The sequence below is a fragment of the Acanthopleuribacter pedis genome (assembly GCF_017377855.1).
Lineage (GTDB): Bacteria > Acidobacteriota > Holophagae > Acanthopleuribacterales > Acanthopleuribacteraceae > Acanthopleuribacter > Acanthopleuribacter pedis.
In genome coordinates, this window is record NZ_JAFREP010000017.1 from 121,544 (window position 1) to 135,388 (window position 13,845).

Consider the following 13,845-nt stretch of genomic DNA (forward strand, 5'->3'; position numbering starts at 1 on the left):
TTTTTATGTGTGGAATCGTTGGTTATGTTGGGATGCGCAAAGCCGCCCCTATTCTGTTAAATGGGCTCAAGCGATTGGAATACCGCGGCTATGATTCGGCCGGTTTGGTAACCGTCGCCAAGTCGGGTTCGCGTCGTTACCGGGTTGTCGGCCGCGTACAAAATCTCGACAAATTGGTCAAAGGACTCGATTTACCGATGACCTGCGGCATCGCCCACACGCGCTGGGCGACCCACGGCAAACCCAACGAAACCAATGCCCACCCTCACACCGACGAAACCCAGCAGTTCTACGTGGTTCACAACGGCATCATCGAGAACCACGAAAAGTTACGCGCCGGATTGGAAGCCGACGGCGCCCACTTTCATACCGAAACCGATACCGAGGTCATCGTCCAGCTGATTGCCAAGTTTTTTGACGGCAGTTTGGAAGCCGCGGTTGAAGAGGCCCTAAAACACCTCGAAGGCACTTTTGGGATCGCCGCCGTTTCGGCCGCTGATCCCATGAAGATCGTGGTTGCCCGTCGTGGTTCGCCGGTGATCATCGGCATTGGCAAGGACGAGATGTTTGTTGCCTCGGACGTTTCCGCCATCGTGCAGTACACCGATCAAGTTATCTACATGGAAGACAATGAGTTAGCGGTATTGACTCCTGGCGATTACCAAATGATGTCCTTTGATCACAAGCCGATTCAGCGGGAGACCTTCCAAATCGATTGGAAGGTTGAGGACGAAGGTCTCAACGGTTTCCCCCACTTCATGCTCAAAGAGATTTACGACCAACCGGAAACCGTGCGCAACGCCTGTCGCGGTCGCATGAACGTGTCCGAGGGCGTCGCCGTCCTGGGCGGATTGCAGTCCAAAATGGACGAAATCAAGAATTTACGCAAATTGATTATCGTCTCCTGCGGCACCAGTTACCACGCCGGCTTGATTGGCCGCTATATTTTCGAGGCCTTGACCGATCTCAATGTCGAGGTCGAGTTGGCCAGTGAGTTCCGTTACCGAAAGCTGCGCCTTGATGAAACAACCGGGGTTTTGGCGATCAGCCAAAGTGGCGAAACCATCGATACCTTGGCGGCGATTCGCGAGGCGCGTCGCAAGGGTGCGCTCACCATTGGTTTGGTGAACGTGGTCGGTTCAACCATCGCGCGGGAAACCGATTGCGGTGTCTATTGTCACGCGGGCCCGGAAATCGGAGTCGCGTCCACCAAAATTTTTGTGTCCCAGTTGGTCATTCTTAACCTGATGGCGTTGTTGATCGGCCGCTACCAAATGGTCTCGCTGAATGAGGGCGTGAGCCTGCTGAAGGCGCTCAACCGGCTACCCGACCAAGTTTCGGACATCTTGGCCCGTGCGAGCCAAATTGATGAGCTGGCGCGCATCTACCAGAAATTCGACAACAACCTGTTCATCGGGCGCCAGACCCACGCCGCGGTGGCGATGGAAGGGGCGTTGAAGCTCAAGGAGATCTCCTACATTCACGCCGAGGCCTATGCCGCGGGTGAGATGAAACACGGCCCGATCTCCTTGATTGACGAGAATTTCCCGACCATTGCACTGTTGGCCAATGATGCCAGCTACGACAAGATGCTGAGCAACATCCAGGAAATTCGCGCTCGTAGCGGCCCGGTTCTGGCGATTACGTACGAGGGTGACGATCAATGCGCCCGTCATTGCGACGATTTGTTTCGGGTACCGCAGACCCACGATCTGTTGCAACCGATCTTGACCACCATCCCGCTCCAGTTATTCGCCTACTACTGCGCCCGTTATCGCGGTACGGAGATCGACAAGCCGCGAAATCTCGCCAAAAGTGTGACGGTGGAATAAGGACGGAACATCCGCTAAGGTTTGTCTGGTTGCGGCAAAAGGCCTCTCTTTTTACGGAGAGGCCTTTTATTTTTATGTTTTTCCGGGACTTGCCGTAAGGTTTACCTGGTATTGTTCGGCGCTTTTATCTAAAATGTGGCCGTTCGTGAGTTCAATATGGGGATCAATGTCCCCAGAGGGCTCAAGAGGCACCTGCCTTTTGGAGTGATTGAGGACCAGGCAAGGAAAAAATGGCCTGGTGGTTCCCTAATGCACGGTCACGCCTCGTCGTGTCTTGATTTTTTTATGTCATGGGAACCACGTGAGGAACTAAAAGGAACAGTTGGGTGATATTTCGATGAAAAACACGACTAAGTTTGTGAGTGTCGTCACATTTCTGGTGGCCGTCGGCGCCCTTGTCGGCGTTACGGCGCTTGGCCAGGGTGAGCGAATTAAAACCGAGGTCAAAGAAGTCCCGGTTGGCGCTTACGCCCCGAAGCAACCAATCGACTACAGTCACAAGTTACATGCGGGCGATCTACAGATCGAGTGCCAAAATTGCCACACTTACGCCCGACGGTCACGGTCAGCGGGTATTCCCGCGCTGGAACAGTGTATGCAGTGTCACGTGCTGATTGCAGCCGACCGCGATCCGATCAAAAAAATTGCCGAGGCATACGAGAAGAAGGAAGCGATTGAATGGGTGAAGGTTCACGACCTGCCCGATTTCGTTTACTTCGATCACTCGCGCCACATCAAAGCCGGTTTCGATTGTCAAACCTGTCACGGTCCGGTGGAAGAGATGGAGCTGCTTTACCGCCATGCGCCACTCACGATGGGTTGGTGTGTGAATTGCCACCGCGACAATTTGGATAAGGGCGCATCGTTAGACTGTCTAACGTGCCACAAGTAAGTGAGGTAATTCATGGCCAAGAAGATTAAGAGAAGAGACTTCCTCGGACTGATGGGTCTGGGTGGTGTTGCCGCGGCCACATTAAGCTGTGATTACCAACCCACCGATTACGAAGAGGGCTTTGATGAAGTTTGGAAGCCTTGGGTCGAGCCGGTAGACGGCGAGATCCCCTACGTGCCGCGTTTCTACGCGACGAGTTTGCCCGAATTGGGCAGCTTGGGGCTTCACATCAAGTCCATTAACGGACGTGCAAACAAAACCGAGGGCAACCCCGACCACCCGGTCAACATGGGGACGCTGAGTGCGCGCCAACAGACGGTGATCCAGAACCTGTATTCACCTGACCGTGTGCGCAAGCCGCTGTTGGACGGCAAGGCGATTACCCGCGCGAAAACCCAGGAAGTGTTGAAAGAGAAACTGAGCGGGGCCAAAGGTCGCAACGTTTCGGTTTTGGCGGGCGATCTGTCCGGCGCAACCCAAGATTTTTGGACGCAGTTTGTCGCCGCCATGGGCACCGGCAAGCTGGTGCGTTACACCGCTTTCACCGACAGCTACTGGGCAACTGCTTCTGAGAAAGTGTTCGGTCGCGCCGAGGTGCCTTACATCAACCTTGCCGGTACCGATTTCGTGTTGTCCTTGGGCGCACGCTTCCTGGACAGCTGGGGCGACCATACCGCTCACGCCCGTAACTGGGCAAACATGAAAAAAATCGAAGATTTCAACCGCGGCAAGCACGTGCAAATCGAAACCCGCACTTCTTCCACCGGCGCAATGGCGGATACCCGCCTGCACTGCAAGCCTGGAAGTGAGTCGGTCATTCTGCTCGCCCTGCTCAAAGAAGTGGCGGCGAAAAGCACCAAGTTGAGTGCCGAGGATCAAGCGGCGATTGCCGGCTTGGTAAGCGGCGCCGATATGGGTGCGGCGGCCGGCGCTTCCGGTTTAACCGCCGCCGATTTGCAAAAGGTTGCCGAGGAACTGCTCGCGGCCGGTTCGGCCGTGGTTCTGCCCGCGGAAAACACCGTTTTGGGTGATCAATCGCTGCAACACCACGCGGCGGTTCTGCTGCTTAACAAAGCGTTGGGCGGCATTGGCAAGCATTTCAACTACGCGGCCTCCAAGCCTGCCACGCGCACCGTTCACCACGGTGACATCAGCGACTTGGTTCAAGACCTGAACGGCGGCAACGTCGATGTGCTGATTGTGTTGGGCAACCCCAACCCGGCGTTTAACACGCCCGGTAGCCTGAAGTTCGCCGAGGCCATGAAAAAAGCCACCTTCTCGGTTGCGTTCGCCGCCTCCAACGACGAAACCACGACGCTGGCAAACTTGGTGGTACCGAACCACCACGGTTTGGAAGCATGGGGTGAGGTCAACACCTACGAGGGCCTCAACCAATTGCAACAGCCGACCATGCGCCCCCGTTGGGACATGGCTCAAGCCGAGGACCACATCATCGGTCTGATGAAAGAACTGGCCCCGGACACTTACGCGCAGGAAAGCTTCCGCGAGTATGTGCAAGCGAGCTTCACCGCGCGGTTCGGCGCGGAAGCCGCCGACGCCGGCAAGTTCTGGCGCGACTGCCTCCGCAAGGGCGGAATCTTCGCCATGGCTGAAGCCGGTGAAGACCTGCCGGTTGCCGCCAATATGGACGCCGGTTTCTTCGGCGCGGTTGCCGCGATGAACGTCGCCGGCCCGGCGCTGATTGTGATGGAATCGCCCCGCTTCGGCGACGGTTCAGCCGCAACCAGTGGTTGGATGCAAGAACTGCCCGAGGCCATGACCGGCGTAACCTGGGACTCGTTCCTCGAAATCAGCCACCAAACCGCCAAAGACAACAACCTCAAGTACGGCCAGGAAGTCGAGTTCACCGTAAACGGCGCCACGGTTGCCATGCCGGTGATTACCTCGCAAACCATGCCGGACGGTGTGGTTTACATGGAAACCGGCCAAGGTCGCACGGTTGCGTCGGAAACCTTCGTACGCGGCGCCAACGCCTTCAGCCTGTTTGGCGGCGGTGTTAACGCGGCCGGGGTTTTTGCTTTCGCACCGACCAAGGTGTCCCTGAAAGCCACCGGCAACCAAACCAAAGTGGCCACGTACCACATTCCTGGTTTGGGTGACCAACTCTACACGCCGATGAGCGACTCGCCTTACTTCCACGAGGAAGACGGCAAGCAAGATCACCGCTTTGTGCGCGACCTGTTCCAAACGGTTAGCCTCAAAACGTTGTCCGAGGGCGGCCCCAAGTACGTGCCCCACTACGCGCCGTACGACAAAAAGCTGCCTTTCGTCAAACACCAAGACAAAGACTTCTACGATGATCGCGGTAACGATCCCATCTACTGGGGCCGTGAAGAGAAGTTCTACGAGCCCTACAAATGGGAAATGGTGGTTGACCTCGACACCTGTAACGGTTGCGGTTCTTGTGTGACGGCCTGTTACGCCGAGAACAACCTGCCGGTTGTGGGTAAAGATCAGGTAGCCAAGGGTCGTGAGATGGCTTGGATGCGGATCGACCGCTTCCTGAACGTGAAGAAGGACAAGCAAGGTCACCAGAAAGTCGAAGTGAACTTCATGCCGATGATGTGTCAGCAGTGCGGCAACGCGCCGTGCGAATCGGTTTGTCCCTCACTCGCGACTTACCACAACAAAGAAGGTCTCAACGCCATGGTCTACAACCGTTGTGTTGGTACCCGTTATTGTGCGAACAACTGCTCCTACAAGGTGCGCCGCTTCAACTGGTTCTCGTTTGAATGGGACGAGGACGCCCGCTGGTACACCAACCCCACCGTGTCGGTTCGCCACAAAGGGGTTATGGAGAAATGTACATTCTGTTCGCAACGGATTCGCGATGCGCGCAACAAGGCAAAGGACGAAGGTCGTTTGGTTCAAGACGGCGACTTCCAAACCGCTTGTCAGCAGGTATGCCCGTCTAAGTGCATTTCCTTCGGCAACTACATGGACCAACAGAGCGAGGTTTACAAACTTGCTCACGACCAACGCGCCTACCGTGCGCTGGACAGCCACATCAAGACGAAACCCGGTGTGTCCTACTTGAGACGCACGGTGTTCGACCAAGGTCACGCGTGATCGGAGAGGGTGAGTAACAGTGGACGTTAAACAACACGAAATCAATTTTTCTTATGCTGAAATCACTAAGGACATCCTAAGTACCCTCGAAAAACCCCGTCCTACCTATTGGCTGATGATGGCCATGATTGTGGGTGGACTGGGTGTCGGCGTTGCCAGTTGGATGTACCAAATTAAAGAAGGGATGGGCGTCGCCGGTCTCAACCACCCGGTTGGCTGGGGTGTTTACATCACCGACTTCGTATTCTGGGTTGGTATCGGTCACGCCGGTACGCTGATCTCGGCGATCTTGTTCTTGTTCCGCGCCAAGTGGCGGAACGCGATCTTCCGATCCGCCGAGGCCATGACCATCTTCGCCGTACTCACGGCGGCCCTGTTCCCGCTGATTCACGTCGGCCGGGTATGGGTCGCATGGTGGTTGATCCCCTACCCCAACCAACGCGAACTCTGGGTTAACTTCCGTTCGCCGCTGTTGTGGGACGTGTTCGCGATCAACACCTACTTCTCGGTATCGGCGATCTTCTTCTGCATCGGTTTGATTCCCGATGTCGCCGCCATTCGCGACAAAGCGAAAGGCATGCGCAAGAAGATTTACACCTTCATGTCACTGGGCTTCGACAGCTCGAACCACCAATGGCGCCACTACATGGCGGGTTACGGCTTCTTTGCCGCCCTGGCCACGCCGCTGGTTCTTTCGGTTCACTCGGTTGTATCTTGGGACTTCGCGGTCTCGATCGTTCCCGGTTGGCACTCCACCCTGTTCGCACCTTACTTTGTTGCCGGTGCGGTTTTCTCAGGGATGGCGATGGTTATCACGATCCTGATTCCCTTCCGCCGCATTTTTAACCTGGAGAAGTACCTGACGATTTGGCACTTCGACATGATGGCTCGTCTGATCATGCTGACCGGCACCATCGTCACCTACTCCTACCTGACCGAATACTTCATCGCTTGGTACAGCGACGACGTTTTCGAAATTTTCATCTTCCACGAGCGTGTATTTGGTGCTTACCAAGTTCCGTTCCTGATGATGTTCGGTTGTAACTGCGTCGTGCCACTGATTCTGTGGGTTCGCAAGCTGCGCACCAACCTGACCGTCCTGTGGATCGTCACGATCTTCATCAACATCGGTATGTGGTTCGAACGCTTTAACATCATTGTTAGCTCCTTGGCGCAGGAATACGATCCGTTTGCCTGGGGCTGGTACGTGCCTACTTGGGTTGAAGCCGGTGTAACGCTTGGTTCGTTCTGCTGGTTCTTCATGTGGTTCTTCCTCTTCATTAAATTCTTCCCATCCATGGCACTGACTGAGATGAAAGAGATTGCCGATCCCCCCGTATCTGGTGACGCGACCCACGGTAAGGAGGCAGCGTAATGAGCAATAACAGTGTTCCCGGTGTGCTTGGGATCTATTCCCACATGGACACCGTTATTAAAGCAATTCATCACTTCAAGGAGCGCGGCCGCGACGACCTCAAGGTTCACTCTCCTTGTCCCCACCACGACTTGGATCACGCCCTCGACGAACCGGTTAGCCCCGTGCGCCGTTTCACCCTGTTGGGCGGCCTGACTGGTTGCACCTTCGGTTTTGTTTTTACCTCCTTCGCATCGCTCGATTGGATCTTGCCCACTTCCGGTAAGCCCATCGTTGCACCGCTGGCGTTCACCGTCATCGCGTTCGAATTGACCATTCTGTTCGGTGCCTTGTTCACGCTGTTTGGGATCATCCTCAACGCCAAGTTGTTCCGTCCCCGGACCACCTTGTACGATGATCGTTTCAGCGATGACAAGTTCGGGATCTTCATCCCCTGCAGCAAAAGCGAGTACGAGGCGGTTGCCAAGGAACTCGCCGAGAATGGCGCGGAAGAGGTGAAGCATGCGTAACAAAATCATGCTCCTCAGCCTGGCGCTGGTTTGCTGTACCGCACTTGTCGCCGGTTTTGCACGTCCCTACCGCTGGTGGCCCTGGAACGACATGGCCGAGCAACACATCATCAAGCCGTTCAACCAAGACGGCTTGCGTGCTCCCGCCGAGGGCAGCGTCGCCATCGATGCATGGGAACCCGTTCCCAAGCCGATGGACCTGCTGACCCAACCGGACCAGTGGACACACTTTAAGAACCCCGTTGCCAAAACCCCGGAATCGCTGGCCAAAGGTAAAGAGTTGTATGAAGTCTACTGCATCTCTTGCCACAGCGTGGACCTGGGTGTGAACCCGGACACCAAGTCGCCCGTTGCTAAGGGCGGCAAGTCCTACTACCGTGAGGGCGCTGAGTTTACCGGTATGCCGGCTGCCGCCCCCCAACTGATCAAAATGCGCTCTGACGAACAAGTTTTTGCGGTTTTGACCCACGGTAGCGCGATCATGAAACGGGTCAGTTACAACCTGAGCCCAGAAGAACGCTGGCATGTCGTTAACTACGTTAAAGACTTGGCCGACAAATCACCAAATCCATAAAGAGGTTAGCCGTGGGACACCATCATCATACAGATTATGTTGACGTCGTAAGCGCGAAAGGACCTGCGAAACCAAGCGGGTCCACACTAGCCGTCTTTGCGTTAATGATTTTGATCGGCTTTGGCACTTTCGTTTACTGCGCTTTCGGAATCGAAGGCAAAGAACGTTTGGGCTGGATCGCATTCTTACACAACACATACTTTTTCACTTTGTTGTCGGCCGCCGGTTTGGTAACAGCCGCCATCATGCAAGTCACGCGCTCTCACTGGGGGCGCACCGTTAAACGTTTCGCAGAAGCATTCGGTGCCTTTCTGTGGTTCTCGCTCGTCTGCATGCTCATCCTGAAATTTGGCGTTGAGCATCTGTACGAGTGGAGCCACATCAAAGAATGGCCCAGTCACTCCAACAAAGCCTCCTGGCTGCAAGAAAACTTCTGGTGGGGTCGTCAGATCGTATGGGTTGCCGTTATGATCTTCGTCGGTCAGATGTTCCTCAAGTACTCCAACCGTCCCGACATGGGCCTGGCCCACGAAAAACATCCCAACCTGTGGAAAAGCGTTCCCGGTTGGCGTGGTGCCGCCACGGAAATCGAAGACTGCCAAGCCAAGCAAAGCACATGGGCCGTGCTCTACTGCATCGCCTTTGCCGTTTGCGTTTCCATGCTTTCCTACGACTTGGTTATGTCCTTGGACTTCCGCTGGTTCTCCGCGATGTTCGGTGGCTGGAACTTCACCACCGCGCTGTTGACCGGTTGGGCCTCCATGGTTCTGATTTCCTGGTTCATGAGTGAGCGCTTTGAAGTCGCCAAATACCTCAGCAAACCCGTCTACCACGACTTGGGCAAACTGACCTTTGGTTTCACCATCGTGTGGGCTTACCTTTTGTTCGCTCAGTGGTTGGTTATCTGGTACGGCAACTTGCCACACGAGGCCGGCTTCCTGTTGACCCGCTTCCAAGATCCGATCTGGAAACCTTGGGCGATTCTGGTGTTCTGCTCCGTGTTCTTGGTTCCTTTCATCTTGGGCCTGAGCAAGCACCTCAAGTTGTCACCGAAAACCTTCGCCCCGATTGCGGTCCTGAGCTTGTGCGGCGTATGGTTGGAGCGTTTCATCTTGATCGCACCTTCCGCTTGGTACTTCAATCGGAAGGAAGGTGTTTACTGGGACCAAAACCCGTTTGTGAAGGGTTCCGAGGATATCGCCGGTGCCGCCGCTGACAGTGCCATGAACATCATTTTGGTGAACGGCGTTGTTGGTCTCGGCTTCCTGGGTGTCTTCGGTTTGATGTACACCTTGTACCTCTACAAACGTCCCATCATGGTCATCTCCGACCCCCGTTTGGACATGGGTGTGAACCGCCACTAAGTTTTTCTTTTTAGAAAACCTAAAAGCCGCACGTTTTACCACGTGCGGCTTTTTTGGTTTTAGCCCGCATTTCTTACGAGGATTCGTAGCGAGAAGCTGGAAGCCTTCCGAGAAATGCGGGTTAGGGTCGATGGTGTGTCGCGGCCAACTGTCCATAAAAAAAGCCCGCCGGATGCGCGATCCGACGGGCTTCTTTAATGATTGCTTTGCGATTGCGGTTTAGTAATAACGCATGCGCTCGACACCGGAGATGATGCGGGCGACGCGGGTTACCTGCATGGAGTAGCCGTACTCGTTGTCGTACCAGGCGTAAACGACGGCGCGGTTGCCGCGTGTTTGCGTGGCCAAGGAATCGACGATGGCGGCGTGGGTGTTGCCGACCATGTCGCTGCTCACCACGTCGTCGTCGTTGGTGAAATCGATTTGGGCGACCAGCGGGCCTTCCAAGGAGGCGTGGCGCAACATGTCGTTGACTTGCTCGCGGGTGACTTCTTGTTCCAGGTCCAGGTTCATGATCGCCAGTGACACGTTGGCGGTCGGGACGCGAACCGCGTTGCCGGATACCTTGTTCTCGAGCGCGGGCAGTGCCTTGGCGACGGCTTTGGCCGCGCCGGTTTCGGTGATGACCATGTTCAACGCGGCGGCCCGGCCGCGACGTTCTTTTTTATGGAAATTGTCCAACAGGTTTTGGTCGTTGGTGTAAGAGTGTACCGTTTCCACATGAACGTGGTTGATGCCGAAGGCCTCGTGAACCGCTTTGAGTACCGGGGTGATGGCGTTGGTGGTGCAAGATGCAGCAGAGAAGACGCGTTCGCCCTCACCGTATTCGCGGTGGTTCACCCCGTAAACGATGTTGGGAACGTCACCCTTGGCGGGGGCCGTCAACAGCACGCGGTCGACGCCTTTGGCCTCGAGGTGGAGGCTCAGGCCGTCGCGGTCACGCCAAACACCGGTGTTATCGATGACCAGCGCGTCTTTAATACCGTGAACCGTGTAGTCGGCTAGGTTGGGGGCGTCGCAAGAAATGAACTTGATGTAAACGCCGTTGGCGATGATGGCGTCCTGCTCCTCGAGCACCGTCAAGCTACCGCCAAAGGGACCGTGAACCGAATCGCGCAAAAACAAAGCGGCGCGTTTGGCAACGTTGAGTTTGCCGCGGCAAACAACCGCGCGCAGGCGCAGCGCGCCGCCGCCGCCGGCTTGTTCGACCAGCAGGCGCGCGAGAATACGGCCGATGCGGCCGAAACCGTAGAGCACCACGTCCTTGGGTTCAAAATCGGCTTTGCCGGGCACCAGATGCTCGGCAAGCTGTTCTTGTAGAAAGCTGGTTAAGGTGTTGGGTTCGCGTTTGGTTCGCAGCCATTCACTGGTCAGGCGACCGAGATCGAGGCGCGAGGGGCAAAGCGGCATTTCGGCGAGCTGCTCCAAAATGGGCAGGGTATCGCTGATGCGCATTTCGGTGTGGGAAATTTGGCGGGCGTACTGGTGGCTCTTCAAAATTTCGAGCGGTCCTTGGTGAACCAGGACGCGGCGGAACAACAAAACTTCAACCGAGTGTTCAACCCATAATTTGTGAATGGCTGCGATGGCACGGATCGCCAGGGATTCCTGTTCAACCCAGTTTTGAAGTTCGTTGTGGTATTCGTTGACCAAAAAGGGACTCCTTCAAGAGCAGGGGGAGCGCAAAAATGGATATACCACCATCGCGGACCTAGCCCGAACGCGGCTCTTCAGCGCGGACCAAGGGTGAGCAAGCCGGGAAAACCGGCCCCGTCTGGGTGTTGCCGCGTTCCCCCGAATGCGGCTTTATGTGGCGCTGCACGGTGAAACCATGAGGTGCGGCGCTCAAATCGCGCAGTATAACACAACCCGCCGGCTTTGGTGTAGCCGGGAACCGTTGCGAGAGAAGCCGCTTCGCGTTACCAGCCCGCGTCGGTACCGGGTCGGGGGTTGATGAAGCGGTTAAACATCAGCCAGGCTTCTTTGACATCGATGTTGGGAATGAAGATCGCGCCGCTACCGGAACCTGCCACATCTAATTGGAGTTCCGCCAAACCGCGCACATATTGGAACGGGGTTTGGTGGACCGCCGCGTTTTGAATTTTACTGAGCGGGATCACCCAATAATGAAGGCCCAAAAACCCGGTTTTGACATATACAAAGCGCAGGTCGAAGGCGTAACCTGTTTGGCGCCAAGTCGCATGGGCAATCACCCATGACGCGGGGATGCCGATCACCGTCAGAAGAACGGCGAGGGTTTGAGCCCAGGTTTCGCCCGCGTAGACGGCGATTAGGGCCGTGATGAGCACGGCAAGCAGGAGCAGCAGTTGGCGGAATTGACGCGTACGGGTGTACTTGTGGACCGGGCGCCAGGCCAAGTGGTTCCAGCCCGCGTTGGGCCAAACGCATTGAACAAAGTGTTGGGTTTGCTTGACCGCGGTGATGGGAACGAGTAAATCGGACTCGCCTTGGCCGCCGTCTTGAAATCCGACGTGGCCGGCCGACTGTACAAAAATTTGCATCAACCCCAGGGGCCGCCGTAAAGGTGTGATACGGCAGCGCAGCGCCTGAACCTTGTTCAAGGGGAAGTTGTATTGTCGCAAGGTGAACAGGCCGGTTTTGATGCTGACGCTGTCGTGATTATGGCGAATGGTGAATTGGTACCAGCGAATAAAAGCGGTGATAATGCTGAGCATCCAAGCGGTAAAAAGCAACGTGATCAGGGTGCCGCACACCAACAGGGCGACCTGCCACCAGGACTGATCCCCAAGCCCTTGGACCGTTTCTACGCCTTGTTGTAGCAACTCGGGTCCTTGGCCGGCCATTGAGTTAAAGATCCGGTCCTCAAACAGCTGGAACAGACCGGCGAAAGCAACAAAAATGATGCCGAGCCGATGGGTGGTTGCACCCGCAACCAGAATGTCGCGATGGGAAATTCGGTAAAACGGGGTTGCGTCGTCTTCCGCCAGCAGTTGGGTGTCCGCTGCTTCAATTTCTCCGCTTTTCTCCCGGCGCCAATACGCGAACAGTCGTTGTGCTTCTCCATGGGACAAGGCGGGCAAAGACGCCTCGGCGGCGCCCCCGCCCGCGGTTTCAATATCGAGACGGACGACATTGAGCCGGCGGGCGACCAAGTTCTGGCGGATGTTGATGTTGTGAATGCGTTTGGCGGGAATGCGGCGCACTTTTTTGGAGAAAATACCTTCGCGGATGCAAATGCTGCCGTCGATGGTGGCGTAGCGGAAGCTGGCATAGCGGGCCAACAGGGTGGACATAGACGTTAAAACGGCTATACCGACCCAGAACATCATGCCAAAGCTGGCCGGGTTCAGAAGGAACACAAAAACAAGCGGCAAGATCAGGCGCGAAATCATTTCACCCGAACCGAAGAGCAGCATGGTTGGGTGCAGCGCTTGCCAATCCTCCGGAATTTCAGATGTTTGCATGGGTGTGCCCGACCTCCGAGAGGTAGTCACGCAGTGCCTCGGCGTCTTCCTTGGGCAAGCCTGGCACCGTCAACGATCCCAACATGGCGCCGGCCGTGTGTACGACCAAATTGGCGAGGCCGAAGCTGCGTTCCATCCACCCGGAATGGGTGTCCACGTGCTGGATGCGCGAGAAGGGAACCGCGTAGATGCGTTTGACAATGACGCCGCGGCGAATTAAAAGGTCGTGATCGCGCAACGCATAGCCCCAGTGAGGATAGGCGACAAACGGCCAAAAAATTTGTCCGCCCGCGATCATCACCATCAGGCCGCAGGCGGTGAACAGGCCGAACCGTATCCAACCGCTGAGACCGACCGCGAGAATCAAAAGAAAGGTCACCGGGAACATGATGAAGAAAAAGGAAATAATCCGGCCCAGCATCCAGGTGATGCGCACATTGGGATCAAGGCGGTAGAAGGTGGCGGTGGGTTTGGGTTCAATTTCGCCGACATTCTCAAGGGTCGCATCCGCGCGCCGAATGGGAGGCGAATATTCCATGGGTCACTCCTGTTCGCAATGGCACCATTCTACCCTAGCCCGCAATTCTCACCCAGCGTTATGTCTCGGGGCTGAAAGTGCTGCGATTGGGTCGTTTGCTTGACTTCGCGGTTATTTCGCGACCCTGGCCTGGGTTCCGCAATGCCGCAAGGATTGAATCGTTACCAATCAGGTGATTGCCGATCTTGTGGTGTCCTGTTCACGAGGGGATTACGCAACCCGAGG

10 protein-coding genes are annotated in these 13,845 nt (G+C 56.0%); 7 read left to right on the top strand and 3 right to left on the bottom strand.

All coding sequences use genetic code 11. The features are described from left to right. The first annotated feature begins 5 nt into the window (after positions 1–5). From glmS to J3U88_RS18390, 7 genes are all read left to right on the top strand, one after another. Entirely contained in the window at positions 6–1,832 is a 1,827-nt protein-coding gene (gene glmS, locus J3U88_RS18360) for a glutamine--fructose-6-phosphate transaminase (isomerizing) (RefSeq protein ID WP_207860396.1), read from the top strand. 322 nt (positions 1,833–2,154) lie between these two features. Further along, complete coding sequence (locus J3U88_RS18365) at positions 2,155–2,724, top strand: cytochrome c3 family protein (protein ID WP_207860397.1); 570 nt, start codon at positions 2,155–2,157, stop codon at positions 2,722–2,724. Positions 2,725–2,736: 12 nt separating this feature from the next. After that, on the top strand, positions 2,737–5,814 hold the full coding sequence (locus J3U88_RS18370) for a 4Fe-4S dicluster domain-containing protein (protein WP_207860398.1): 3,078 nt from the start codon (positions 2,737–2,739) through the stop codon (positions 5,812–5,814). Between the two features lie 19 nt (positions 5,815–5,833). Next, positions 5,834–7,189 carry an NrfD/PsrC family molybdoenzyme membrane anchor subunit gene (nrfD, locus tag J3U88_RS18375; protein WP_207860399.1) on the top strand — a complete coding sequence of 452 codons (1,356 nt, stop codon included), beginning with the start codon at positions 5,834–5,836 and terminating at the stop codon, positions 7,187–7,189. Then, positions 7,189–7,698 carry a DUF3341 domain-containing protein gene (locus tag J3U88_RS18380; protein WP_207860400.1) on the top strand — a complete coding sequence of 170 codons (510 nt, stop codon included), beginning with the start codon at positions 7,189–7,191 and terminating at the stop codon, positions 7,696–7,698. The genes nrfD and J3U88_RS18380 overlap by 1 nt, the downstream gene beginning before the upstream one ends. Continuing rightward, positions 7,691–8,272, top strand: coding sequence for a c-type cytochrome (locus J3U88_RS18385; protein ID WP_207860401.1), 582 nt, complete (start codon positions 7,691–7,693; stop codon positions 8,270–8,272). Before J3U88_RS18380 ends, J3U88_RS18385 begins: the two co-directional genes overlap by 8 nt. Positions 8,273–8,517: 245 nt before the next feature. Beyond that, positions 8,518–9,636, top strand: coding sequence for a hypothetical protein (locus J3U88_RS18390; RefSeq protein WP_207860402.1), 1,119 nt, complete (start codon positions 8,518–8,520; stop codon positions 9,634–9,636). A gap of 219 nt (positions 9,637–9,855) precedes the next feature. Here the strand turns inward: J3U88_RS18390 and J3U88_RS18395 are convergent, their stop codons facing one another. The 3 genes from J3U88_RS18395 to J3U88_RS18405 form a co-directional block, all read right to left on the bottom strand. Beyond that, positions 9,856–11,289 carry a glyceraldehyde-3-phosphate dehydrogenase gene (locus J3U88_RS18395; protein ID WP_207860403.1) on the bottom strand — a complete coding sequence of 478 codons (1,434 nt, stop codon included), beginning with the start codon at positions 11,287–11,289 and terminating at the stop codon, positions 9,856–9,858. A gap of 266 nt (positions 11,290–11,555) precedes the next feature. Further along, entirely contained in the window at positions 11,556–13,082 is a 1,527-nt protein-coding gene (locus J3U88_RS18400; protein WP_207860404.1) for a PH domain-containing protein, read from the bottom strand. Further along, entirely contained in the window at positions 13,069–13,620 is a 552-nt protein-coding gene (locus J3U88_RS18405) for a PH domain-containing protein (RefSeq protein ID WP_207860405.1), read from the bottom strand. Before J3U88_RS18405 ends, J3U88_RS18400 begins: the two co-directional genes overlap by 14 nt. Between the last annotated feature and the right edge of the window lie 225 nt (positions 13,621–13,845).